Origin of the sequence: Naasia aerilata (assembly GCF_030296595.1) — a bacterium.
Lineage (GTDB): Bacteria > Actinomycetota > Actinomycetes > Actinomycetales > Microbacteriaceae > Naasia > Naasia aerilata.
Map to the genome: position 1 here is coordinate 42,944 of NZ_AP027731.1, position 24,615 is coordinate 67,558.

The following is a 24,615-nucleotide window of genomic DNA, read 5'->3' on the forward strand; positions in this document are numbered from 1 at the left end:
GCATTCGGCGCCACCCCAGGTGACGGTCATCATCCCCACCAAGGATCGCCCGCAGCTTCTGGCCCGCACCCTCGAGTCCGTGCTCACCCAGGACGGGGTGGCGGTGGCGGTCGTGGTCGTCGATGACGGCGGCGCTCCGGGTGCTCTCGCCGGCGTCGCCGCCCTGGACGACACGCGAGTCCGTGTCCAGAGGAACGAGCATTCGCTCGGCGTCGCCGCCGCCCGGAACATCGGGCTCCGGCACGCGGCGACCGACTGGGTCGCCTTCGTCGACGACGACGACGTGTGGGCGCCGCACAAGCTCCGCGAGCAGCTCGCCGCACTGAACCGGACACCGGGGGCCGGGTGGTGCGCCACCGCGTGCGTCCACGTGGACCCGACCTACACGGTGGTGGGCTGGGAGCGGGCGCCGCGACCGGCCGTCGTGGCCGACGCACTCCTCCGGAGGCAGGTCGTGCCCGGCGGAGGGTCCGGGGTGCTCGCCGCGCGGGAGCTCGTCGTCTCCGTCGGCGGGTTCGACGAGGCCCTCCCGCACCTCGCGGATTGGGACTTCTACATCCGCCTGGCGCTCAGCTCACCGCTCGCGGTCGTCCCCGCCCCGCTCCTCGCCTACTTCGTGCACGCCGAGTCGATGTCGCTGAACCTGCCCCGGTCGGCGCGCGAGTTCGAGCTGCTGAGGAAGAAGTACGAGGCGGCGCGGGCCGGCCGGCGGCTCGAGATCGACGAGGAGTTCTGGACGCTCTACCTGGGCGGGCTGTCGGTCCGGTCGCACCAGTGGCGACCCGCGCTCAGCCTGTTCCTTCGCGCCTTCCGGCGTCGCCCCCGGCTCGCACTGGTCCTCTGGATCCTGCGGAAGTCCGCGCCCGCGTGGTCGCGCTCCCTGAAGTGGCGCCTCCCCCACGGCCTCGGCGGGCCGCCGCGCTGGTTCGTCGAGTCATCCTCGTGGCTCGACCGCTACCGCTCCGGGGCGGGCGCTGCCGGCTGACCCGCCGCAGGAGACGAGTCACGCCTCCCGGGCGAGGTAGAGGCCCCGACCGCGGCCGAACGGACCGACCGGGTCGAGGTCGGCCGTCAGCCCGGCGGCCTCGAACGCCCCCTGGTGCTGCTGCCGGGTGAACAGACCCAGGCGGTGGACCTCCGAGAAGTGCTGGATCCGTTCGGGGGTCCCGACCATGCCGTGCGCGTCGAGGATCGAGACGGCCCCTTCCCGCTTGCTGGTGTACATCCAGCAGACGCGCGTGGCACCGCTGCCGGAGTGGTTCGCCGTGATCGTGTCCACGCGATACGCCTCCGGCTCGAACCACGGCTCGATCACGAGCAGCCCGCCCGGATTGAGGTGTCGGGCCATCGCGGCCACCGCCGAGCGCAGCCCCTCCTCGGTCTCCACGTAGGCGATCGAGGAGAAGAGGCAGGTGATGACGTCGAAGCGCCGCAGCAGATCGAAGTCCTCCATCCTCGCCTCGTGGAAGGGGACGCCGGGACACCGTGCGGCGGCGAGCGCCAGAAGCCCAGGGTTGACGTCGAGCCCCTCCACCTCGAACACGTCGCGGAGCTGCTCCAGGTGCCGGCCGGAGCCGCAGGCGACGTCGAGCAGCGTCCGGGCCTCCGGCGCCTCGCGAGCGATGAGCCCGCGCAGCGCGGCCGCCTGCCCCGGGTAGTCGATGGAGTCGTAGGCGAGGTCGTAGTACTCGGGAGAGGAGGTGAACACAGGTCCTCGGTTCAGGTCGGCCGGGGCTGGGCGCTTCCCAGGATCCCGGGTCTCCGGTAGGGCGGGAAGTAGGAGCTCTCCTCCGGACCGGTCAGGCCGGCCCGCTCGGTGAGCGCCGCGAAGGCGTCGGGGCGGTAGACCTCTTTCAGCGCACCGAGAGGCAGCGACGTGCCGCCGAAGTAGCGCTTGTAGGTGTCGATCCCGTCCCCCCAGCGCGCACCGCCGCCGAGGTTCAGCCAGGGCACGCCCCGTTCGAGGAGGCGCATCCCGCCTGCCCACAGGAGGGCCGTGTCGTATCCGGCTCCTCCCGTGGCGTTCAGGCTGAACATGGCCTCGCCGCAGAACGGGGTGGAGCCGAACAGGCACGCTGCGGCGGGTGCCCCATCGGGGCCTTCGACGCCGAGGAGGAACACGTCATCGCTGGCCAGCAGGGCCCGCCAGGTGGCGGTGGAGAAGGCGTAGACGGATGACGCGCCGCGGGCCCGCTGGACCTCGCCGATGCTGCCGAGGAAGAACTCGGCGACCTCGGGCCGGTCCTCGACGATGCGGGCGCCGTCCTGCCCAAAACGGGAGATCTCGCGGCGGCGGTTGCCGGAGAGCGAGGCGCGGAGGGCGTCCTCCCCCGGCTCAGCTCGAGGAGGTGGACGACGTTGTGCTGGGCGAAGTCGGATCGGTCGGCGAGCCCGTCGGGCGCGAACAGCGGGTTGAGGCCGAGATAGCCGCAGACGTAGCCGCGCTCGCGGACGAAGGCGGACCAGTCGTCCTCGAACCCCGCGTCCCCGGCGAACCCGCCGAAGCCGTACGGGGTGAGGATGTCGATCTCGCCCTCGTCGCCGCGCTCGGCGATCGCGCAGACCGTCCGCGCGTTCCCCTCGCTCCAGGCGTAGAGGAACGTGGGGTATCCGGTCGTCAGCGCCATCGCGGCGCAGCTCGCCCAGGTGTGGGCGAACGCGTGCGGCACTCCCTCCAGGGCAGACTCCCACTCGGCGCGCTCCTCGATCGGGATCACCCGCCGCGCCGCCCCGCTCATTCGGCGCCGCCCTTCGCACGGGGCACGCGTCGGGCGGTGGCCCTCGCCCTGGCCCCCGCGGCGAGACGGGACGCCGAGCCCCTGACCCACCGCCGAACGAGGAGCAGCGCGCGCGCCGAGTCCGGCGCGAGCAGGAGCACCGGGAGGAGGAGCCGCCGGCGGCTGGGCGTCAGGGCCTCCGAGAGCCGAAGGGGAACGCCCGCCGGCTCTCCTCGAGCGCGGCGCGCGCCTCCGTCCCCCGGCCGAGGCGGAGGAGCTCGAAGGCCTGCGCCGCGAGCGCCTGCCCGAGCCGCCGCGCGTGCAGGGCAGCCTCGGGGCCGGATTCCGGGACCGGAAGCACCCGGAAGAAGGCGACGTCCACGGACGCCTGCTGCAGGCGCGCGAGCCCGGAGAAGGCTCCCCTGTCGTGGATGCGGTAGACGCCGAGCACCTCGGGGAGGTAGTCGAGGGCGCCGGCGTCGGCCGCGAAGAAGTAGAGCGGCCAGTCCCCCCACGGCGAGTCCAGGTACCAGGACGGGATCGCCTCCAGCACCTCCCGGCGGAACATGGGGCTGCAGGCCGGAACCGGGTTGTACGCGTAGAGGTCCGCTCGTCCGAGGCGCGCCGGCTCGCCGCGCCGGTCGAACACCCGGTCGAGGCGGCCGTCGCCCTCGTGCTCGCGGAGCACGTTGTGGAAGACCATCGAGCAGTCGGGGTGCGCATCGAGGTGATCGGCCTGGATGCGCACCTTCTCGTCGGAGATCCAGTAGTCGTCGGCGTCGAGGACTGCGAGATAGCTGCCTCGACTCTGCCGCACCAGTTCGAGGAAGAGGTTCTTGCCCTCGCCGCCCATGTTCGCCTCGGGAAGCACCGTCCGGATGACGTCCGGGTAGCGGCGCGCGTAGTCCGCGATCACCTCGCGGGTGGCGTCGGTCGAGGCGTCGTCACCGACCAGCACCTCGTAGGAGCCGACGCCCTGCTGGGCCAGCACACTGTCGAGCGCGCGGGCGACCCATCGCTCGTGGTTGAAGCACTGGACGATCGTCGTCACGCGGACGGCCGGCGCGGAGGAGGAGTCCACGACGCCGCTCAGCGCAGTCCGACCACGGCCGACGATTCCACCGTGGCGAGGCGGCCCGCGAGGGGGCGCCCCCGTCCATTGCTCGCCGGAGAAGAGCCGCGACGGTGTCGACGTCGTCGGTCGACATGGCCGTGCCGGTGGGCAGCGTGAGGACCGATCGGGCGAGGGCGTCGGTATGAGGCATGGACTCGCGAGCGGTCGGATCGTCGGTCCGGTACGGCTCGGACCGGTGGGATCCGGGGAAGAAGTACCTCCGCGCGCGCACGTTCTCAGCCCAGAGGAGGCGCTGCAGGTCGTCGCGTGCGATGGGGGCGTCCTCGGCGATCTCGGCGACCACGTACTGGCCCGTGGACCGGCTGTCGGGAAGGTCGCCGAGCAGCGTGATGCCGGGCACACCATCGAGCCCGGCGCGATAGGCCTCGTGGTTCCGCCGGTTCACCTCGATGAACTGGTCCATCGACTCGATCGAGGTGAGCCCCATCGCGGCCGAGACCTCAGGCAGCTTCGCGTTGGTGCCGACGCTCACCACCTTGTCGTAGCCGGAGAATCCGAAGTTCCTGATCAGGCGAGCGCGCTCCGCCAGGTCGTCGTCATCGGTCACCAGCGCGCCGCCCTCGAAGGCGTTGACGAACTTGGTGCCGTGGAAGCTGAACACCTCGGCGTCGCCGAAGCCCCCACCATCCTGCCCCGGGAGGAGCAGCCGAAGGCGTGCGCCGAGTCGAAGAGGAGCTTCAGGCCGTGTCGCCTGGCGATGTTCTCGAGGGCGTCCACGTCGCAGACCCGGCCCCAGAGGTGCACGGCGAGGATGCCCGTGGTGCGCTCGGTGATGAGGTCCTCGATGCGCCGCGGATCGATGTTGTGGGTGCGCGGGTCCACGTCGCAGAAGACCGGGCGGATCCCCTGCCGCAGCAGAGCGTGCGTGGTCGCGATGAACGTCCACGGCGTGGTGATCACCTCGCCCGTCAAGCCAGCGGCCTGGATCGCGACCTCGAGCGCCGCGGTCCCGTTCGACATGGCGACCGCGTTGCGCACCCCGCTGATGCCGCGGACGACCTCCTCGAACTCGCGCACCAGCGGACCGTCGTTGGTGAGGATCCGCCGGTCCAGGATCTCCTCGAACCGGCGCAGGAGGGTCGCCCGGTCGCCGATGTTGGGCGCCCCGACGTGGCGCGGCTCGGGGAACGCGGGCGTCCCGCCGAAGATCGCGAAGTCGCCGAGGCCGCTCACGACGCTCCGTCCGCTGCTGCGCCGCCGGACTCGACGCGCTCGCCCCGGTAGGCCGGGAACCAGTCGGCGCCCGCGCCAGCGCTCAGCTCGCGGTAGAGGGGATCGTTCATGACGCGCCCGCAGAGATAGGCGTCCGCACGGTCGTTGGACCACCCCTGCTTGAACCGGAAGAGGCCGTCATCCGGGTCGGGCCGGTCCCCCGCCGAACCGCCGAGCTCGACATAGCGGACGCCTCTTTCCCCGAGCTCCTCGAACGCCGCCTCGAAGACCGCATAGGAGGCGCCCAATTCATATCCCCGGTCGGACGAGGCTCCCAGATGATAGTAGGCATTCTCTTCCGCTATCAGCCACAGCGTCATGCTCACCGTGATTCCCGATTCCACCGCGCGAATGGCGAGCATTCCCGGAACCGCGAACTGCTGGGCGAATGAGTCGCGCGAGAATCGGGCGAATTCCGCGACCGACCGATCCCGCAGAGTCCGCGAATAGAGCTCGACCCACTCGTCCAGCTGCCCCGCGGGGTCGTCGCCGACCCGGATCTCCACCGCGCGGCCGGCCCGGCGAGCGTGCCGCCGGTGGGAGGAGGGCAAGGGTGCGGGACGGTCGAGATCACGGAGCAGGTGCTGCTTGAAGGGCACCACCCGGTCGGGGAACACGGCGGCCAGCTGGGCCGGCGTGCGCCGGGCCAGCGGGTCCGCCACGACCACGGCGCTGACATGGCTGCGGCCGAGCTCCTCGAGGTCCTCGGGCAGCGACGCCCAGTCGCGGCAGGAGAACAGCGGGTACGGACCGTTGAGGTCGCGGTGCGGCGTGCCGGGTATCGGCCGGGAGAGGAGCCACCCCCGCTGCGGTCGAGCGAGACCGGGGTGCCGAACTCGGCCAGCGAGGCGGCGTACTGAGCGCTCGCGTAGGCGCCGGCGTCCGCACCTGCCGCACTCAATCGCGCATCGCCTCGGGGATCGCGGCGCCGGCCTCCAGCTGCCTCGTCTCCCAGGCGAGTTGCGGGCGGACCGCCCCCTCCCAGTTCCCGTACCAGCCCTCGCGGCCGATCGGGTCGTCGCGCACATCGAAGAGGAGGGCGTCCTCCATGTGGAAGATCACGTACGCCGAGTTCTCCACGACGAGGAGCTCGACCCGGTGCAGCCCGTCGTTGAGGAGGTTGGCGGGGATGTGGCAGGTGTCCCGGTACAGCCCGCGGGGGAACGGCTTCCCCTGCCATTCGCGCTCCAGGTAGGGCAGCGCGTTGAACACCTCGACGCCCTGCTCGTTGTAGACGTGCAGGCTCAGGTTGAGGCGGGCCCCCTCCTTGAGGTTCCAGTAGTCGATGTCGATGCTGATCGGGGTGCGGACGTCGATGGCATCCGACGAGCTGCCGCCCTCGGGGTGCACGGCGACGCGGTGCAGCCGGACCGTGTGATTGCCGGGCGCCTCCTGCACATCGGGCCAGCTCTGCTCGCTCTGCAGGGAGAAGGAGGTGGAGAGGTACTTCGAGACCACCTCCGAGGTGGGCCCGTCGGCGTGGACGCGGCCGCCCTCCAGCCAGATCGACCGGGCGCAGAGCGACTCGACCGCCGTCATGTTGTGGGTGACGAAGAGCACGGTCCGCCCCTCGCGGGTGGCGTCGCCCATCTTGCCCATGCACTTCCGCTGGAACTCGGCGTCGCCCACGGCCAGCACCTCGTCGACGACGAGGATGTCGGTCTCGAGGAACGCGGCGACGGCGAACGCGAGGCGGGCGCGCATGCCCGAGGAGAAGCGCTTCACCGGGGTGTCGATGAACCGGTGGACGTCGGCGAAGTCGACGATCTCGTCGAACTTGCGCAGGATCTCCGTGCGCCGCATGCCGAGGATCGAGCCGTTCAGCAGGATGTTCTCGCGCCCGGTGAGCTCCGGGTGGAATCCGGTCCCCACCTCGAGCAGCGCGCCGACCCGGCCGGCGACGACCGCCTCGCCCTCTGTGGGCTCGGTGATGCGGGAGAGGATCTTCAGCAGCGTGCTCTTGCCCGCGCCGTTGCGCCCGATGATCCCCAGCGCCTCGCCGTGGTTCAGGGTGAAGTCGACATCGCGAAGCGCCCAGAAGATCCGGTCGGACTCGGCGGAGCGGTCCGACCGGCCCCGTCCGGTGAGACCCGCGAGCGGCTTGGTGACGGCGCGCGCGATGACGTCGCGCAGCGCGAGGTAGCGCTCCTGCTCGCCGATCTCGTAGCGCTTGCCGAGGCCGCGGACCTCGAGGGCGACGTCCGAGCTGCTAGATGGCATCGGCGAACGACCGTTCCACGCTGCGGAAGTACCGGAGGCCGCCGACGAGCAGCAGCGCGACCACCGCGAGCGACACCAGCAGCCGGAGCCCCGGGAACTCGGCGGTGCCGAGCAGGGCCCAGCGGAATCCGTCGATGACGCTCGCCATGGGATTGAGCGCGTAGAGGAGGTTCCACGGCGCCGGCACGAGCGACGACGGGTAGACGACCGGGGAGGCGAAGAGCCAGATCTGGACGAGGAAGGGGAGGGTGTACCGGACGTCCCGGAACCGGACGTTGAGCGCGGACAGCCAGATGGCCACCGCCAGCGCGGTGACACACGCCAGCACGAGGAAGAGCGGGATGGTGAGCAGCGCGAGCGTCGGCACGATCCCGTAGATCAGCAGCATCGCGATGAGGACCACGGCGGCGATGGCGACGTCGATGAGGCCGGCCAGGACGGCGGCCGTGGGGGCCAGCAGGCGCGGGAAGTAGACCTTGGTGAGCAGCGCCTCCTGGTCGACCAGGCTGTTGCTGCCCTGGATCACCGCGTTGGCGAAGAACGTCCAGGGCACGAGGGCGGCGTAGGCGAACACGGGATACGGCACGCCGTCGGAGGGCAGGCGCGCGAGCAGCCCGAAGAACACGCTGAAGACGAGCATGGCTGCGACGGGCTGGAGGACCGCCCAGGCGACGCCGAGGGCCGTCTGCTTGTAGCGCACCTTCACGTCGCGCCAGGTGAGGAAGTAGAGGAGGTCCCGGTAGGCCCAGAGCTCCGCCCAGTCGACGCGCAGGCCCCCGCGTGCGGCGGCGATGCGCGTGACCTGGCGCACCGTCACAGCTGTCCAGCGTCTGGCATCCCGCCATTCAACCCCATCGGGGCCGTCTGCGTCGGCAGGCCGGGAGGCGGTGTCGAGGCAGGCGGCGAGCGGTTACAGGACCGAGATGGGCTTCACGATGTCGGCGTAGATGAGGAGTGCGCTCATCGCCCCGAGGAGGATGACCACCCCGAAGGTCAGCGGCATCAGCTTCGCCGTGTCGACGGGGCCCGGGTCGCGCCGGCGGAACAGGCGCGCGAACCCCTTCCGGATGCCCTCCCACAGAGCCCCGGCGACATGTCCGCCGTCGAGCGGCATGAGCGGCACCAGGTTGAACACGAGCAGCGCGACGTTGAGCGAGGCGAGGACGCCGAGCAGGCTCGCGAACCGCGCGGAGAGCGGCACGGTCTCGAGGCTCGCGATCTCGCCGGCGAGGCGCCCGACGCCCACCACGCTGACCGGCCCGTTGGGATCGCGCTCCCCGGCCCGAAAGCGGCGTTCGCGACGTCGACGAGACGCTGCGGGAGGTGCGCGATGATCCCGACGACCGCGGTGATGTTGTCGCCCACCATCGGCAGCACCGCGGTGGCGGGCTGCGGGACGAGGGCGCTGGTCGGGCCGATGCCGAGGAAGCCGACCTTCTGCGTGCGCGGGTCGCCGTTCGCGTCCTCGAGGATCTTGCCCTCTGCGTCGGTGACGTAGCGCTCGGTGAGGAGCGGGGTCGCGGTGAGGGCGACCTCCTGGCCGTCCCGCTCCACCACGATGTCGAGCGGCTCTCCTGCGGAGTCCCGGATGCGGGCGGTCGCCTGATCCCAGGACGTGACCGCGGTGCCGTCGATCGTGACGAGCTTGTCGCCGGGCCGGATGCCGGCCTCGAGGCCGGGCGCGACCGGATCGGAGGAGGAGCAGGTGGTCGCGGTGCTGGCGGCCGGAAGCACGCACTGGGACACGGAGCCGATCGTCGTGGTGAGCTGCGCCACCCCGAAGACCATGAGGACGATGCCGTAGAAGACGATCGCCAGGACGAGGTTCATGAACGGCCCGCCGAGCATGATGACGATGCGCTTCCAGACCGGCAGGCGATAGAAGGCGCGGTGCTCGTCCTCGCCGATCGACTTCGAGCTGGTGTCGCGTGCGTCCTGCACCATCGTGTTGAAGAAGCCGGTGCTCGCGTTCCGCATGGCGCCGCCGGGACGGGCGGGCGGGAACATCCCGATCATCGAGATGTAGCCGCCGAGCGGGATCGCCTTCACCCCGTACTCGGTCTCGCCGCGCCGCACCGAAAACAGGGTGCGGCCGAAGCCGATCATGTACTGGGTCACCTTGACGCCGAACAGCTTCGCCGGCACGAGGTGGCCGACCTCGTGCAGCGCGATCGACACGGCGAGGCCGAGCACGATGACGAGCACGCCGACGATGTAGAGCAGGACGTCCATCGCGGCCACCCTAGTTCTCCGCCTCTTCGAAACCGCCGAAGGGCGGCTATGAACCTGCCGCCGAGAGGAGCCTCGCAGGCGTAGCACCGGGGCTCCCGATGGGGCCACGGGCTCCCTGGGAAGGGCCGCGGTTACCATGAATGAGGTCGGAACTCCGGGAGGTGTCGTGACTGCAGCTCCGGCGAACGCCGTCTCGGGAGCGATCCTCGGCGGTCGCTACCGGCTCGGCGCAGAGCTCGGACGCGGCGGCATGTCCGTGGTCCACCGAGCGCACGATCTGGTCCTCGATCGCGAGGTCGCGGTCAAGCTGTTCCGCTCCGACGTCGCGGTGGCGACGGATCCCCGCCGCATCCAGGCGGAGATCCGGATGCTGGCGCGCGTGAACCATCCGTCACTCGTCACGCTGCACGACGCGTCGCCGGGCGGCGGCGAGGATCCGGCCTACCTCGTGATGGAGCTGGTCGACGGCGACGACCTCGGCCACCTGCTGCCGCTCCCGCCCGCCGTGCTGGCCGCGGTCGGCGCCCAGGTCGCGGCGGGGCTCGCACACGTCCACGAGAGCGGGATCGTCCACCGCGACGTCAAGCCGGCCAATGTGCTCGTGTCCTTCTCCGGTTCCACCGTGCGCGCGAAGCTCGCGGATCTCGGGATCGCCCGCCTCGTCGACGGCACACGGATGACCGCGGTCGGCACCCTCCTCGGCACGGTCGCCTACCTGAGCCCGGAGCAGGTGCTCGGTGAGCCGCCCACCCCCGCGAGCGACGTCTACGCCCTCGGCCTGATGCTGATCGAGGGCCTCACCGGCCGTCACCCGTTCCCGGGCACGCGGGGCGAGGTGCTCGCCGCACGCACGGTCCGCCCGCCGCGCCTGCCCGAGGGACTCACGCCCGCGGACGCCGCGCTGCTGGCCTCGATGACGGCGATCGATCCGGAGAGCCGCATCCCCGCCGCCGCGGCTGAGGTCGGGCTGGCCTCCTGGACCTCGCACGGACCGTTCTCGTTCGGCGACCCGGCCCTCGAGGAGACCTCCGCGGCTCCCACCCCGACCCAGGTGCTGCCGGCTCGGCTGCAGGTCACGGGAGACACCGCCTCACTCCCCTGCCCGACCACGCCGAGGACGATGCCGACACGACCGCCACGGAGGGCGACGCACCCTCGCGAGCGCCCGGTTCGCGCACCCTCGCCCTGGTGGGCGGCGCGGTCGTCCTCATCGCAGCGCTCGCGGGAGGCCTCCTGCTGCTGCCGCACGGCTCGGAGCCCGAGCCGGCGCCGAGCCCGACCTACCCGGCGGTCGACGGCCAGCTGGGCGAGCACCTGCGCGAGCTGCAGAGGAGTGTCGATCCGGGATGAGCCGCCGCCTGCTTTCCGCGGCGGTGCTCGCCGCCGTCCTCACGCTCGCCGGCTGCGCGCCGGCACCCGATCTCGCCGCCGACGCGGCCGGACGCCTTCAGCAGCAGGTGCTCGCCGTGAGCACCGCGTCGGCCGGCGGCAGGCTCGACGAGGCCCTGGCCGGGCTCGATCAGACCGAGAAGGAGCTGGACGCGGCCCTCGCCGCAGAGGAGATCTCACCCAAGCGCTACCGCGAGGTCCGCGAGGCGATCCGCCTGGTTCGCGCCGACCTCGACGCCGCGGTCGCGGCCGCCGCGCAGGCCCAGGCGGACGCCGCTGCCGCGGCCGAGGCACAGCGTCAGGCGGAGCTCGCCCAGCAGCTCGCCGACCAGCAGGCGGCCGAGGAGGCAGCAGCCGAGGATCCCGGCCCGGGTCAGGGCGGCCCGGACCCCGGAAACGGCAAGGACAAGGGGAAGGACGGCGGCAAGGGCAAGGGGAAGGACAGGTAGCCCAGTCCTTCGCAACCCCTGGCGGGTCGTGCAGGGATCGATAGCATGGATCGACCGCCAGAAAGCGAGCCCCAGTGACGAGTACCTGGCCCGACACGGGCAGTGGTGAAATCCTGGGCGGCCGCTACCGTCTGGCCGAGCTGGTGGGCTCAGGAGGCATGGCCTCCGTGCACCGGGCCCACGACCTGGTCCTCGACCGGGATGTGGCCGTCAAGGTGTTCCGCACCGACGTGAGCGAGGCCGCCGACTACCGGCGCATCCAGGCCGAGATCAAGATGCTCGGCAGCGTCAACCACCCCAACCTCGTCACGCTCCACGACGCGTCGCTCAGCGACGACCTCGAGACCGCGTACCTCGTCATGGAGCTCGTCGACGGCGAGGACCTCGGCCACCTCCTCGCCGAGCGCCGGGTGAGCGCCCGGGACGCGGTCCGGATCGGCGCACAGATCGCAAGCGCCCTCGCGCACATCCACCGCAAGGGCATCGTCCACCGGGACGTGAAGCCCGCCAACATCCTCGTCCGGCGCGACCAGGACGGGCGGGTCTGGGCGAAGCTGGCCGACCTCGGCATCGCGCGCATCGCCGACGCCACGCACCTCACGACGGCCGGGACCATGCTCGGCACGGTCGCCTACCTCAGCCCCGAGCAGGTCGCCGGCGGCTACATCGACTCCGCCAGCGACGTCTACGCGCTCGGCCTCGTGCTCATCGAAGCCCTCACCGGGCTCAAGCCGTTCCCGGGCACGCCGTCCGAGTCGGCCGCCATGCGCACGGTGCGCCAGCCGGACCTGCCCGTCGGCCTGCCCGAGATGCACAGGGGACTGCTCGGGGCGATGACGACCCTCGACCCTTCGACGCGCATCAGCGCCGCCCAGGCCGAGGAGGCCCTCAGCCGCTGGGAAGCGCTGACCGGGGTCGTCACCCGCAACGTCCCGCTGCCGCAGGCCGGGCAGCCCGGCGACGAGACCGGGCCCCAGACGCAGGCGATGCCGAGCCCGTACCTCCCTCCCGAGACGGGGCCGCAGTTCGGGGCCACCGCGCCCGTCGCGGGTCCCTCCTACGGCGCCGCGCCGGGCACGGGCCCGCAGTTCGACCCGACCGTCCCGTTCACGGGGCAGTACGGCGCCCCGACGACCGGCCCGCAGTTCGGTCCGACGCAGCACATGATGGCGCCCGCGACCAACCCCAGCACCTGGCTGGCCAACGTGCCCGCCGGGACCGGGACGGTCCCGCTGCGGACCGGCCCCCAGAGCACCGGCTCCGTCCGCGTGTCCGAGCAGCAGAAGCGCCGGGCCCGCACCGTCGCAATCGTGATGTGGGTGGTCGTCGCGGTGCTGCTCGTCGCGGCAGCGATCGTGGCGCCCATGGTGATCTCGGCGCTCAACCCCGAGCCCGCGTCGTCCTCCGGGACCGCGGGCTCGCCCACCTACCCCGCCGTCGACGGCGAGATCGGAACCGCCTTGAAGGACCTGCAGGAGGCCGTGAAGTGAGGCGGCCCCTTCTCGCCGTCGCGCTCGCGGCGACGCTCGTCCTGTCCGGCTGCGGGACGGGCGACTCCTCGTACCCGGCCGCTCTCCGCAGCCAGCTGCAGACCACGGTGCTCGACGTCTCCACCGCGGCCTCGCAGAACGACCTCCAAGGCGCGCTCAACCACCTCAACGACCTGCAGAACGAGGTGCAGGATGCGCGCGACAGGGGCGACATCTCGGAGTCGAAGTACAACACGGTCATGGCCGCCCTCACGATCGTGGCGGCCAAGATCACCGCGAAGATGAGCGCGGCAGGCCAGACGCCCACGCCGCAGCCGACGAAGAGTACCTCGGGCGGCTCGACCGGCACCAAGCGGACCCAGGCGCCCGACGACACGACGAAGGAGCCCTCGGCTCCCCAGCAGGGCACGTCGCAGGCGCCCCCGTCGAGCCAGGCGCCCGCGCCGTCGACGCCTGCTGACGACGATTCCGAGTCGGATGACTCCGAGGAGACGGCCACCGCGACTCCCACTCCGACGGAGACGTCGACCGAGACCTCCACGCCGACCACCGATCCCGTCGAGCCGCCAGCGGACGAGCAGGGCGTCACTCAGCAGCAGACCGCCGGCGAGACCCAGTAGCGAGACCAGGAGCGCGCCGCGGGCGTTCCTCCAGCCGCGCGTGGTAGTCAGGAGCGGACGGAGGGAGGGCAGCACGTGACCGACACCCAGCCGGTGACCGCCCTTCTCGGCGGCCGATACCGGCTCGGCGGCGTCCTGGGTGCGGGCGGCATGGCGACCGTGCACCGCGCACGGGATGAGCGGCTGGGCCGCGACGTCGCCCTCAAGCTCTTCCGGCCCGACGTGGCCGACGCGCAGGACCTGCGCCGCATCTCCTCCGAGATCCGCATGCTGGCCGCGCTCAACCATCCGTCCCTCGTCACTCTGCACGACGCGAGCACCGGAGAGGCCGGCGAGACCGCCTACCTCGTCCTGGAGCTCGTCGACGGGCCGAACCTGGCGGAGCTGCTCGCCTCCCGCGGCCTCCCGCCCGCCGAGCTCGCCCGGCTGCTGGCCCAGGTCGCGGACGCGCTGTCCTACATCGGAGCCCGCGGAGTCGTGCACCGCGACGTGAAGCCGGAGAACATCCTCGTCACCCACGACGCGGACGGTGACCTGCGGGCGAAGCTGGCCGACCTCGGCATCGCGCGCATCGCGGACGAGTCCCGCCTGACCACGGCGGGCAGCGTCATCGGCACGGCGCGCTACCTGAGCCCCGAGCAGGTGAACGGCACGCATGTCGGCCCACCGAGCGACCTCTACGCACTCGGCATCGTGCTCCTCGAGGGGCTCACGGGGGCGCTGGCCTTCCCCGGCACGTCGACCGAATCCGCCGTCGCTCGGACGCTCCGCCGTCCCGCCCTCCCCGGGGGTCTGTCCGCGGCGGACGAGGAGCTCCTCGCCCGCATGACCGCGGTCGAGCCCGAGGATCGTCCGACGGCACGCGAGGTGCGGGACGGCCTGCTGACCTGGAGCTCACCCGGCCCCTTCGCGGCGGCGCCCGTCGCGCGCACGCCCACGGCGCCGACGCGGGTGATGCCCGCAGCTGTCGCCCCGCCGGCCGGTGCGACGCGCGTGCTCCCGGTGGCCGACGCCGCCCCCACGCGATCGTTCCGGCCGCCGCAGCAGGCGCCCGCCTTCCCGGCTCCCGATCCCGTGGCCCCGTCGGAGGGCGGACCGCCGCGCTCGCGGCACCACCGGGTCGCCTGGTCGGTGCTGCTCGTGCTCCTGCTGGCCGGCAGCTCGATCGGCGTCGTCGCGGCGTGGCCGGCCATCGCCGCCTGGGTCGAACCGGGTCCGGCCGAGCCCCCGCCCGCCTACCCCGCCGTGGAGGGCGAGCTGGGCACCGATCTCGGAGTGCTCGAGGCCCAGGTCGAGGGCGATGGCCTGACGGATGAGCTGACCCTTCAGCTGCGCGACGATGTGCTCGCCGTCGCGACGGCATCGGCGGTGACGGACTACGCATCCGCGGTCACCTCGCTGGAGGCGATGGCCTCGCACGTCGATGCCGCGGCGGTGGACGACCACATCAGCTCGGCACGCTACAAGCTCGTGCTGACCGCGATCGAGACGGTGCGCGGCGACCTCGACGACGCGGTCACCGCGGAGCAGGCCGAGCTCGAGCGGATCCAGCAGGAGCAGCAGCAGGAGCAGGCCGAGCAGAGCGGCGGCATCTTCGGCGAGCTGCACGACCGGCTGGACCAGTTCGGCCGGGACCTGCAGCGCCAGGTCGAGCGCTGGACCGGCGAGGCCGCGCAGTAGCCCACCCCGAGCCAGGCCGGGTCAGGCGAGGAGGCGGTCGGCCTCGGCGCGGGCCCAGCGCTCGGTCTCGAGGAGCGCATCGAGGGTGAGCTCGCCGCGGTCCGGGGTGTACCGGTCGAGGACCGCCTGCACCGTGTCGAGGATGCCGAGGAACGGGATCCGCCCCGCGTGGAACGCGGTCACCGCCTGCTCGTTCGCCGCGTTGAACACCGCGGGCGTCGCCCCACCCGCTCGCCCGACCGTCTTCGCGAGCTCCACCGCCGGGAACGCCGCCGAGTCGAGCGGCTCGAACGTCCACATGGAGGCCGTGGTCCAGTCGAGCGGGACGCCGACGCCCGCGACGCGGTGCGGCCAGTCCAGGCCGAGCGAGATCGGCAGGCGCATGTTCGGCGGAGACGCCTGCGCGATGGTCGAACCGTCCGCGAACTCGACCATGGAGTGCACGATCGACTGCGGGTGCACGGTCACGTCGATGCGGTCGTACGGGACGCCGAAGAGCAGCGACGCCTCGATGACCTCGAGACCCTTGTTGACGAGCGTGGCCGAGTTCGTCGTGATCACGAGGCCCATGTCCCAGGTGGGGTGCGCGAGCGCCTCGGCCGGCGTCACGTCGCGCAGCTCCTCCCGGCGGCGACCGCGGAAGGGACCGCCCGACGCCGTCAGCACGAGCCGTCGCACCTCGTGCGGCTCCCCCGCCCGCAGCGCCTGCGCGATCGCCGAGTGCTCCGAGTCGACCGGGACGATCTGCCCGGGCGCCGCGAGGCGCGTGACCAGGTCCCCGCCCACTATGAGGGACTCCTTGTTGGCGAGCGCCAGGGTCCGCCCCGCCTCGAGCGCGGCGAGGGTCGGCGCGAGGCCGACGGACCCGGTGATGCCGTTGAGCACCACGTCGCACTCGATGTCCCGAACCAGCTGGGCGGCCTCCGCGGCGCCGAGTGCGGTGGCCTCGACCCCGAACTCCGCGGCCTGCGCGGCGAGCGCCTCCCGGTTCGATCCGGCGGCCAGCCCCACCACCTCGAAGCGCTCCGGATTGTCCCGCACCACGTCGAGAGCCTGGGTTCCGATGGAGCCGGTGGAGCCGAGCAGGATCAGGCGACGCACCCGCCCATCCTGTCACCCGGCCGACCGGCGCGGCACGCGTCGCGACGCCGCCCGCGCCGTTGGACGGCGGCTTAGGGTGTCAGCGTGTTGCGCGAGGTGGGGGCGGCGGTGCTCGCCATGACGACGGCGCTCAGCCCGGCCGGACCGGCATCCGGCCTCTCCTCCGGATCCGCCGCTTCCGGGGTCGGGGCGCGGGTGGAGTGGCGGCTGGCGGACGCCGACGACTTCCGTCCCGGGATGCTGATCAGCGACGACCGCTTCTACGACGACCGGGCCATGGATGCGGAGGCGATCCAGCGGTTCCTCGAGCGGACGCCCTGCCTGCCGGAGGACGGCGCCCCCTGCCTGTCGGACTACCGCGAGGACACCCCCGACGTGCCGGATGTCGGCGTCGGGCACTGCGGTGCGTACCACGGGGGCGCCGGCCAGCGAGCGGCGGACATCCTCGCCGAGGCCGGACAGGCGTGCGGCATGAACCCGCAGGTCCTCCTCGTCCTGCTGCAGAAGGAGCAGTCGCTCGTGACCCGGCCGAGCACCGACGGCTACCTGCGCGCGACCGGCTACGCCTGCCCGGACACCGCAGACTGCGACGCGGACTACTTCGGCTTCTTCAACCAGGTCTACAACGCGGCGTGGCAGTTCCGGCAGTACACCCTCTACCCCTCCGGCCGGGGGTTCGGGGTGGGCACGGTGGAGGTGGCCTACTCCCCCGACGCGTCCTGCGGCGCCGCTCCGGTGCGCATCCGCAACCAGGCCACGGCCAACCTCTACAACTACACGCCGTACCAACCCAACCGGGCGGCGCTCGCGTCGCTGTATGGCGACGGGGACGCCTGCTCCGCCTTCGGCAACCGGAACTTCTGGCGCATCTTCACCGACTGGTTCGGCGATCCCACCGCGGTGCTGCTGCCCGAGTGGCTGGGGCCGTGCCTCGCGCACGAGGCGGGACGGCCGTGCCTGGAGACCTACTGGGTCGCGCCGCCTCCGCGCTGACCGGCTTGCTCGGCCACCACGATCGTCGGCTCGTGCCGGACGGGGAAGTTGACCGAGGAGGCGATGAAGCACTTCGCGTTGGCCTCGGCGTGCAGCGACCTGGCGAGGTCGGCGTGCGCGGGGTCCGCGATCTCCACGGTCGGCCGCAGCGTCACCGACACGAAGGCCCCGCCGCCGTCGCGGGTCTGGGTCATCGTGCCCACCGCCTCGTCCCGGTATCCCGTGACGACGACGCCGTGCGTCACCGCGACGTGCAGATACGACAGCAGGTGGCACTGGCTGAGCGCCGCGACGAGCAGCTCCTCCGGGTTCCACCGGTCCGTGTCGCCGCGGAAGGCCCGGTCCGAAGAGCCCGCGAGCGGCGGCTTGCCCTCCGCGCTCACCACGTTGTCCCGGCCGTAGGCGCGATAGTCGCTCGTCCCCGAGCCCCGGTTCCCGGTCCACTCGACGCCGATCGCGTAGTGGTGGTCGATGTTCACCCGGGAAGACTAGCCGCAGCGCCTCTCCGGGGTTTCCTGGGAGTACTCTGACGGCTCATCGGACCTTCCGCCGGTCCTCCGGAGGGCGGTCCGGGGCCCGGCGTAGACTCGCCGAATCATGACTGACACGCTCCTCGAGACCTCGTCCGCATCGAACTCGGAGACCGCGATCCCGGCCCGCCGCGAGGTGGTCACCGCGATCCCCGGTCCGAAGTCCCAGGCCCTTCACGAGCGCCGCACGAAGGTCGTCCCGCCCGGCGTGCACTCGACCCTCCCGGTCTACATCGAGCGCGCGAGCGGCGCGATCCTCCGCGATGTCGACGGTAACTCCTTCATCGACCTCGGCGCCGGCATCGGCGTCACCACGGTCGGCCACTCCCGCGAGACCGTCGTGAACGCGGCGAAGGCGCAGCTGGACAGCTTCCTGCACACCCTCTTCACCATCACGCCGTACGAGTCCTACGTGCGCGTGGCGGAGCTCCTCGCCGAGCACACGCCCGGCGACCACGAGAAGCACACGGTTCTCGTCAACTCGGGCGCCGAAGCCGTCGAGAACGGCGTCAAGATCGCGCGCAAGTACACGGGCCGTCGCGGCGTCGCGGTCCTCGAGCACGCGTACCACGGGCGCACCAACCTGACGATGGCGATGAACTACAAGGCCGCGCCCTACGCGACCGGCTTCGGCCCGCTCGCGGGCGACGTGTTCCATGCCCCGTCCTCCTACCCGTACCGCGACGGGCTCTCGGGCGCCGCGGCCGCGGCCCGCACGATCGGCTACCTCGAGAAGCACGTGGGGGCCACCGACCTCGCCGCGCTCGTCGTCGAGCCGATCCAGGGCGAGGGCGGCTTCCAGACGCCGGCCGAGGGCTACCTGCCCGCGCTGCAGGAGTGGGCGACGAAGAACGGCGTCGTGCTCATCGCCGACGAGATCCAGAGCGGCATGGGCCGCACAGGCCGCTACTTCGCGAGCGAGCACTTCGGCCTCGTGCCCGACCTGCTGCTGTCGGCCAAGGGCATCGCCGCCGGCCTCCCCTTGCCGCGGTCACCGGCCGTGCCGAGATCATGGACGCCGCCCAGCCCGGTGGACTCGGCGGGACCTTCGGCGGCAACCCCGTCGCCGCCGCGGCGTCGGTCGCCGTGTTCGAGCTCATCGAGCAGGACGGCCTCCTCGCGGAGGGCGAGCGCATCGGACGGACCCTGACGGCGGGACTCACCGCGCTGCAGGCCAAGCACGACATCATCGGCGACATCCGCGGCCGCGGCGCGATGATGGCGATCGAGCTCGTTCAGCCCGGCACCGCCGGGACCACGAAGGTGCCGAACCCCGAGGCGGTCACCGCCCTTGCTGCGCACGCCGCGCAGAACGGCGTCCTCGTCCTCACGGCCGGCACCTGGGGCAACGTGCTCCGCTTCCTGCCGAGCCTCGCCATCTCGGACGAGCTGCTCGAGGACGCGCTGGGCGTGCTCGCCGACGGCTTCGCCTCCCTCTGACCCCGGTGTCGAGGAGAACGCACAGCACGAGCACGCCTCGATGACGGCCCCGAAGGGCACGTTCGCCGCGGAGGCGGCGGGCGAGCTCGCGGTGGTCGAGCGCAGCGGCTTCGTCGAGTCGCGGCACGTCGGCTCGGCCGTGGTCCTCGGACCCGACGGATCCGTCCTGCGCACGGTTGGCGACCCGGCCGCCGCCGTCTTCCCGCGCTCCACGCTCAAGCCCTTCCAGGCGCTCGCCTCCATCGCGAGCGGTGCGCAGCTGACCCCTGAGGAGACGGTGCTCGCCACTGCGAGCCACGACGGCACCGCCGAGCACGCGAAGATCGTGCGCGGCATCCTCAAGAAGGGCGGGCTGCGGCTGTCGAGCCTCCGCTGCCCCGCCGACTGGCCGACCGACCGGGACGCCCGGGACCAGCTCGTGCGGGACGGTCACGGCACGCACCCGATCTTCCACAACTGCTCCGGCAAGCACGCGGCCATGCTGCTGGCATGCGTCGCGAGCGGCTGGGACCCGCGCACCTACCTCGACCCGGCGCATCCGCTGCAGGAGCGCGTGCGCGAGGTGATCCAGCGGATGACGGGTGAGCACGTGAGCCGGTCGGGCGTCGACGGCTGCGGCCTCCCGGTGCATGCCCTGTCCCTCACCGGGCTGGCGGCCGGCTTCGCTCGCGTCCGCACGACCCGCGCCGACTCCCCATGGCCGCTCTACCGGGACGCCGCCGCGCTGACCGAGGCCGTTCTCCAGCGTCCGTGGCTGATCTCCGGCCGAGGCAGGCCGGACGCCGTCCTCATCGAGGAGCTGGGCGCGCTCGCCAAGGTGGGGGCCGAGGGTGTCCTCGCGGTCGCCCTCGAGGACGGCACCGCCGTCGCGGTGAAGGTGCTCGACGGCAGCCCCCGCCCGGCCGCGGCGGTCGCGGCGGGCCTCCTCTTCGCGGTGGGCGCGATCGACGCCCCCGCCCTCGCGCGCGTCCGCGCCCGCCTCGACCTCGCGGTGCTCGGCGGCGGCGTCCCGGTCGGCGAGCTCCGCGTCACCTGCGCCTGAGCTCCCGCGACGCCCGCTGATTGAGGAGCCGCGCAGCGGCGTCTCGAAATCCGGGACGGGACGTATGACATGGGCCCTGATTTCGAGACGCGGGCTTCGCCCGCTCCTCAATCATCGGGAGGGGCGGAACGTCAGCGGGCGAGGCGCTTCCGGCGGGCTTGCGCGCTCAGCTGACCGATGAGCACGATCGCGATGGCGAGCAGGAAGACCGCCGACGCGATGACGTTGGCCTCCGCGGGGATGCCGCGGGTCGCCGCGGTGTAGATGAACGTCGGGAACGTGTTCACCGACCCCGAGTTGAAGTACGTGATGATGAAGTCGTCGAAGCTCAGCGAGAACGACAGCAGCGCAGCGGCGAGGATGCCGGGCAGCAGCAGCGGGAACGTGATGCGCCAGAACACCTGGGACGACGACCCGTACAGATCCCGACCGGCGTCCTCGAGCGCGGGGTCGAGGCTCGCGACCCGCGCCTTGACCGTGACCACCACGAAGCTGAGGCAGAACATCGCGTGGGCCACGATGATCGTGCCGAGGCCCTTCGCGATCCCCGCCGAGAGGAACTGGGCGGCGAGGCCCGCTCCGATCACGACCTCGGGCGTCGCCATGGGCAGGAACAGCAGCAGGTTGGTGGCCGCACGGAACCGGAACCGGTAGCGGACGAGCGCCAGCGCGATCATCGTGCCGAGCACCGTCGCGATGGTCGTCGACGTGACGCCGATGAGGAGGCTGTTGCCGAACGCCTCGCAGACCCCCGGCTCGCTGCAGACGTTCAGCCAGTTGTCCAGCGTGAAGCCCCGCCACGCGATGTTCGTCTTCACCGAGTCGTTGAACGAGAACACGATCGTGTAGACGATCGGCACGAGCAGGAAGGCGAGCGCGAGGGTGCAGTAGACCGGCAGGAGCCACTTCCCGGCGCTGAAGCCGTACGCGCGGCGCCGGACCGGGGCGGGCGCGAGCTCCTCCGCGCCGATCTCCTGACCGAGCACGAGCCCCGCCTGGGTGTTGCCGCTCACAGCAGGTCCTCCGTCCCGCTCCTGCGCACGTAGACGCCGACGAGCACCAGGATGATCGCCATCAGCAGGATCGACAGCGCGGCCGCCGCCGGATAGTTGAGCTGCACGAGGAAGTTGCTCTGGATGACGTTGCCGATCATCGTCGAGCTGGTGCCGCCGAGGAACTGGCTCGACGCGTTGACGTAGTCGCCCGCGGCGGGGATGAAGGTGAGCAGCGTCCCGGACACGATCCCGGGCATCGACAGCGGCAGCGTCACGGTGCGGAACGTCGTCGCGGGGCCGGCGTACAGGTCCCGACCGGCCTCGATCAGCCGCATGTCGAGCCGCTCGAGCGTCGTGTAGAGCGGCAGGCACATGAAGGGGATGAAGTTGTAGGTGAGGCCGAAGACGACCGCGATGGGCGTCCCCGTGATGTGGTCCTGCGGCCCGAGCAGCGCGAGCGCCTTCAGCGTGGACACCACGGGGCCCTCGTCGGAGAGGATCTGCTTCCAGGCGAGCGTGCGCAGCAGGAAGCTGATGAAGAACGGCGCGACCACGAGGATCAGCAACAGGCTCTGCACGAGCGGCCAGCGGCGCATCACGACTCCGATGAAGTACGCGAGCGGATAGCTGAAGAGCAGAGCGAACACGGTCGCGAGCAGGGCGTACAGGAACGAGCGGAGGATCTGCTCCGAGTACGTCCCGATCACCTCGCCGTAGTTCTGCCAGTTGAACGTGAAGTCGTACTGGCCGAAGACCGTCTCCGACGGCGTCTGCAGGGACGTGATGACCAGCGACACGAGCGGCGCGAGGAAGAACAGCAGCAGGTAGGCGATGCCCGGCAGCAGCAGGAGCAGCGCGATGCGGCCGCCGCGGCGCGCGCCGGAGGCGTCCGCCGAGACGACGGGGCCGGTGAACGCGGTGAGCGCCACTCCTAGGCCTCCGCACCGCCGACGAGCGCCTCGTGGGCCTGGGCGATCGAGGAGACGGGCGCGTCCGACAGCCCGAAGCCGTGCTCGACGCGCCAGCTGACCCAGACCTCGGCGCCCCGCTCGACGACGGGGCCGAAGACGAGGTTCTGCGCGAAGACGATGATCGTGCCGACGCCGGGGACCTCGACGAGGTACTGGGTGCTCACCCCGCTGAACGACACGTCGGTGACCCGGCCGGGCCCGAGCACGTTGATGCCCGCGGTCGCGGCGGGCTCCTCCGTGAGGAGCAGGAGCTTCTCGGGGCGGACCCCCACGGTCACCGATCCGCTCCTCCGCTGGGCGCGCTCCGTGGGGACGAGGATCCGCCGACCCGCGGCCTGCACGCCGATGGTCGCGTCCCCGCTCTCGACCACCTCGCCGGCGAAGAGGTTCGACTGGCCGAGGAAGTTGGCGACGAACGACGTCCTGGGCAGCTCGTAGAGCTCCTCCGGTGCGCCGATCTGCTCGATCCGGCCCTTGTTCATGACCGCGACGGTGTCCGCCATGGTCATGGCCTCCTCCTGGTCGTGGGTGACGTGCACGAAGGTGAGGCCGACCTCGGTCTGGATGTTCTTGAGCTCGAGCTGCATCTGCCGGCGCAGCTTGAGGTCGAGCGCGCCCAGCGGCTCGTCGAGAAGCAGGAGGGCGGGCCGGTTCACGACCGCGCGAGCCAGGGCGACGCGCTGCTGCTGGCCGCCCGACAGCTGGGCGGGCTTCCGCTCGGCGAGGTGGTCGAGCTCCACCAGCTGCAGGGCGGTGTGCGCCTTGCCGAGCGGATCCCCGATCCCCCGTCGACGGAGCCCGAACGCGACGTTCTCGAGGACGCTCATGTGCGGGAACAGTGCATAGCTCTGGAACACGGTGTTGACCGGACGCCGGAACGGCTTGGTGTCGGTCACGTCGGCGCCGCCGATGAGGATGCGTCCCGCAGTGGGCTCCTCGAGGCCGGCGACGAGGCGGAGCGTGGTGGTCTTGCCGCAGCCGGAGGGCCCGAGGAGGGCGAAGAAGGTTCCCGCCGCGATCGTGAGGTCCAGCTGCTCGACCGCGGTGAAGCCCGGGAACTCCTTGCGCACCCCGACGAGCTCGAGGTCCGCGCCGGACTCGGCGAAGAGGCCGCGCGCCATCGTCAGGCGCCCAGGCCCACAGACTCGAACTGCGCGCTGTACCGCGTCGACTCCGCGTTGCTCAGCGTGCGGAAGATGAACGCGTTCGACAGCGTCTGCTCGTCGGGGAAGATGAGCGGGTTGTCCACGTACTCGGGCGCGATGTCGGCCATGGCCTCCTTCGCACCCTCCACCGGCGTGATGTAGTTCACGTAGGCGGCGACCGTGGCGGCGACCTCGGGACGGTAGTAGTAGTCCATCAGCGCCTCGGCGTTGCCCTTGCGGGTCGACCCGATCGGCACCACGAAGTTGTCGCTCCAGAGCGTGCCGCCGGTGTCCGGGATGGCGAAGCCGAACCGGTCCTCGCCGAGCTCCGCGTTGATGCTCGTGACGTCACCGGACCACACGATGGCCGCGAGGGTGTCCTCGTTCTTGAGGTCGTCGCCGTAGGAGTTGCCCTTGATGTTGCGGATCTGGCCGGAGGAGACCTGCTTCTGGAACTCGTCGATGGCCGCCGTGAACTCCTCGTCACCCCACTCCTTGCCGGAGATGTCCACGCCCTGCGCCAGCATGATGAGCCCGATGGTGTCGCGCATCTCCGAGAGCACTCCGACGCGGCCCTTGAGGGCGGGGTCCCACAGCTCCTCGACGCTCGTCAGCCCGTTCGGCAGCTTCTCCTTGTTCCAGGCGAGACCGGCGAAGCCGCTCTGCCACGGAAGCGAGTAGGTGCGGCCCTCGTCGAAATCCGGGTTCGCGAGGCTCGCCGACAGGTTCTTGATATTCGGGATGTTGGCGTGGTCGAGCTTCTGGACGTAGCCCTGGCCGATCAGCCGGCTCACCATCCAGTCGGTGAGGCACACGGCGTCCGCGCCGATGTCCTGGCCGAGCGCGAGCTGGTCCTTGACCTTCGCGTAGTAGGTGTTGTTGTCGTCGACGGCGACGTCGTACGAGACCTTGATGCCGGACTCCTCCTCGAACGCCTGAAGCGTCGGGTAGTTGCCGTCGTCGTCCTCGTCGAGGTAGTACGCCCAGTTCGCCCAGTTCAGCGTCTTGTCGCTGCCCGAGTTGTCCTTCGGCGCCGAGGGCTTCGCCGAGCCGCCGCCGGTGGAGCAGGCCGCGAGGGCGAGGGCCGCCGCGGAAGCGCCCGCACCCTGGAGGAGCGTGCGCCGCCCCACCTGCCACGTGCGGGCCTGGGCGATCAGCGCGCGGAGTGCCGCGTCGGTGGGCAGGTCGCGGTGGGACACGGAGCCTCCTTCGGATGCCGGGACAGTGCTGTCGATCCTGGCACACGCCTCCCCG

General features: G+C 71.7%; 21 protein-coding genes and 4 pseudogenes. 10 read left to right on the forward strand and 15 right to left on the reverse strand.

What is annotated here, in order from left to right; genetic code table 11:
* Nucleotides 1-19 precede the first annotated feature (19 nt).
* Nucleotides 20-985 (forward strand): glycosyltransferase family 2 protein, encoded by a 966-nt coding sequence (locus QUE51_RS00270; protein ID WP_286277632.1) that lies wholly within the window; start codon nt 20-22, stop codon nt 983-985.
* 18 nt (nt 986-1,003) lie between these two features.
* On the opposite strand, the gene QUE51_RS00275 is transcribed toward QUE51_RS00270, so the two are convergent.
* The 9 genes and pseudogenes from QUE51_RS00275 to QUE51_RS00320 all read right to left on the reverse strand — a co-directional run bounded on the left by QUE51_RS00275 (nt 1,004) and on the right by QUE51_RS00320 (nt 9,516).
* A complete protein-coding gene (locus QUE51_RS00275) occupies nt 1,004-1,708 on the reverse strand; it encodes a class I SAM-dependent methyltransferase (RefSeq protein ID WP_286277633.1) in 705 nt (234 codons plus the stop codon).
* 11 nt (nt 1,709-1,719) lie between these two features.
* A complete protein-coding gene (locus tag QUE51_RS00280) occupies nt 1,720-2,037 on the reverse strand; it encodes a hypothetical protein (protein ID WP_286277634.1) in 318 nt (105 codons plus the stop codon).
* A complete protein-coding gene (locus QUE51_RS00285; protein ID WP_286277635.1) occupies nt 2,025-2,738 on the reverse strand; it encodes a hypothetical protein in 714 nt (237 codons plus the stop codon). The genes QUE51_RS00280 and QUE51_RS00285 overlap by 13 nt, the downstream gene beginning before the upstream one ends.
* 169 nt (nt 2,739-2,907) lie before the next feature.
* The gene (locus QUE51_RS00290) at nt 2,908-3,708 is read right to left on the reverse strand and encodes a glycosyltransferase (RefSeq protein ID WP_434017276.1); all 801 of its coding nucleotides are present in this window, start codon (nt 3,706-3,708) and stop codon (nt 2,908-2,910) included.
* Nucleotides 3,662-5,025, reverse strand: a pseudogene (locus QUE51_RS17615) (aminotransferase class I/II-fold pyridoxal phosphate-dependent enzyme). Before QUE51_RS17615 ends, QUE51_RS00290 begins: the two are co-directional and overlap by 47 nt.
* The gene (locus QUE51_RS00305; RefSeq protein ID WP_286277639.1) at nt 5,022-5,726 is read right to left on the reverse strand and encodes a GNAT family N-acetyltransferase; all 705 of its coding nucleotides are present in this window, start codon (nt 5,724-5,726) and stop codon (nt 5,022-5,024) included. The pseudogene QUE51_RS17615 and the gene QUE51_RS00305 overlap by 4 nt, the downstream one beginning before the upstream one ends.
* A 235-nt stretch (nt 5,727-5,961) precedes the next feature.
* Entirely contained in the window at nt 5,962-7,284 is a 1,323-nt protein-coding gene (locus QUE51_RS00310; RefSeq protein WP_286277640.1) for an ABC transporter ATP-binding protein, read from the reverse strand.
* The gene (locus tag QUE51_RS00315) at nt 7,274-8,101 is read right to left on the reverse strand and encodes an ABC transporter permease (protein WP_286277641.1); all 828 of its coding nucleotides are present in this window, start codon (nt 8,099-8,101) and stop codon (nt 7,274-7,276) included. The genes QUE51_RS00310 and QUE51_RS00315 overlap by 11 nt, the downstream gene beginning before the upstream one ends.
* Before the next feature lie 93 nt (nt 8,102-8,194).
* Nucleotides 8,195-9,516, reverse strand: a pseudogene (locus QUE51_RS00320) (M50 family metallopeptidase).
* A gap of 250 nt (nt 9,517-9,766) precedes the next feature.
* On the opposite strand from QUE51_RS00320, the pseudogene QUE51_RS17620 reads away from it, so the two are divergent.
* From QUE51_RS17620 to QUE51_RS00350, 6 genes and pseudogenes are all read left to right on the forward strand, one after another.
* Nucleotides 9,767-10,405, forward strand: a pseudogene (locus tag QUE51_RS17620) (serine/threonine-protein kinase); the annotation flags it as partial.
* A 299-nt stretch (nt 10,406-10,704) separates the two neighbouring features.
* On the forward strand, nt 10,705-10,866 hold the full coding sequence (locus tag QUE51_RS00330) for a hypothetical protein (RefSeq protein ID WP_286277643.1): 162 nt from the start codon (nt 10,705-10,707) through the stop codon (nt 10,864-10,866).
* Nucleotides 10,863-11,354, forward strand: coding sequence for a hypothetical protein (locus QUE51_RS00335; RefSeq protein WP_286277644.1), 492 nt, complete (start codon nt 10,863-10,865; stop codon nt 11,352-11,354). The genes QUE51_RS00330 and QUE51_RS00335 overlap by 4 nt, the downstream gene beginning before the upstream one ends.
* 74 nt (nt 11,355-11,428) lie before the next feature.
* Entirely contained in the window at nt 11,429-12,844 is a 1,416-nt protein-coding gene (locus QUE51_RS00340) for a serine/threonine-protein kinase (protein ID WP_286277645.1), read from the forward strand.
* The gene (locus QUE51_RS00345) at nt 12,841-13,464 is read left to right on the forward strand and encodes a hypothetical protein (RefSeq protein ID WP_286277646.1); all 624 of its coding nucleotides are present in this window, start codon (nt 12,841-12,843) and stop codon (nt 13,462-13,464) included. The genes QUE51_RS00340 and QUE51_RS00345 overlap by 4 nt, the downstream gene beginning before the upstream one ends.
* Before the next feature lie 75 nt (nt 13,465-13,539).
* Nucleotides 13,540-15,144 (forward strand): serine/threonine-protein kinase, encoded by a 1,605-nt coding sequence (locus QUE51_RS00350; protein ID WP_286277647.1) that lies wholly within the window; start codon nt 13,540-13,542, stop codon nt 15,142-15,144.
* A gap of 21 nt (nt 15,145-15,165) precedes the next feature.
* Here the strand turns inward: QUE51_RS00350 and QUE51_RS00355 are convergent, their stop codons facing one another.
* Nucleotides 15,166-16,245 (reverse strand): 1-deoxy-D-xylulose-5-phosphate reductoisomerase, encoded by a 1,080-nt coding sequence (locus QUE51_RS00355; protein WP_286277648.1) that lies wholly within the window; start codon nt 16,243-16,245, stop codon nt 15,166-15,168.
* A gap of 84 nt (nt 16,246-16,329) precedes the next feature.
* On the opposite strand from QUE51_RS00355, the gene QUE51_RS00360 reads away from it, so the two are divergent.
* The gene (locus tag QUE51_RS00360) at nt 16,330-17,238 is read left to right on the forward strand and encodes a hypothetical protein (protein WP_286277649.1); all 909 of its coding nucleotides are present in this window, start codon (nt 16,330-16,332) and stop codon (nt 17,236-17,238) included.
* Here the strand turns inward: QUE51_RS00360 and QUE51_RS00365 are convergent.
* Nucleotides 17,211-17,717, reverse strand: a complete 507-nt coding sequence (locus QUE51_RS00365) for an OsmC family protein (RefSeq protein ID WP_286277650.1) — start codon at nt 17,715-17,717, stop codon at nt 17,211-17,213. The two genes, QUE51_RS00360 and QUE51_RS00365, sit on opposite strands and share 28 nt — an antisense overlap.
* Before the next feature lie 118 nt (nt 17,718-17,835).
* Here QUE51_RS00365 and gabT point away from each other — a divergent pair.
* A pseudogene (gene gabT, locus QUE51_RS00370) lies at nt 17,836-19,208 on the forward strand (4-aminobutyrate--2-oxoglutarate transaminase).
* Between the two features lie 40 nt (nt 19,209-19,248).
* Nucleotides 19,249-20,250, forward strand: a complete 1,002-nt coding sequence (locus tag QUE51_RS00375) for an asparaginase (RefSeq protein WP_286277651.1) — start codon at nt 19,249-19,251, stop codon at nt 20,248-20,250.
* 131 nt (nt 20,251-20,381) lie between these two features.
* Here the strand turns inward: QUE51_RS00375 and QUE51_RS00380 are convergent, their stop codons facing one another.
* From QUE51_RS00380 to QUE51_RS00395, 4 genes are all read right to left on the reverse strand, one after another.
* Nucleotides 20,382-21,149, reverse strand: coding sequence for an ABC transporter permease (locus QUE51_RS00380; RefSeq protein ID WP_286279467.1), 768 nt, complete (start codon nt 21,147-21,149; stop codon nt 20,382-20,384).
* A gap of 110 nt (nt 21,150-21,259) precedes the next feature.
* Nucleotides 21,260-22,174: an ABC transporter permease gene (locus tag QUE51_RS00385; protein ID WP_286277652.1), complete on the reverse strand. Its 915-nt coding sequence runs from the start codon at nt 22,172-22,174 to the stop codon at nt 21,260-21,262.
* 2 nt (nt 22,175-22,176) lie between these two features.
* The gene (locus QUE51_RS00390) at nt 22,177-23,337 is read right to left on the reverse strand and encodes an ABC transporter ATP-binding protein (protein ID WP_286277653.1); all 1,161 of its coding nucleotides are present in this window, start codon (nt 23,335-23,337) and stop codon (nt 22,177-22,179) included.
* Nucleotides 23,338-23,339: 2 nt separating this feature from the next.
* The gene (locus QUE51_RS00395; protein ID WP_286277654.1) at nt 23,340-24,560 is read right to left on the reverse strand and encodes an ABC transporter substrate-binding protein; all 1,221 of its coding nucleotides are present in this window, start codon (nt 24,558-24,560) and stop codon (nt 23,340-23,342) included.
* Between the last annotated feature and the right edge of the window lie 55 nt (nt 24,561-24,615).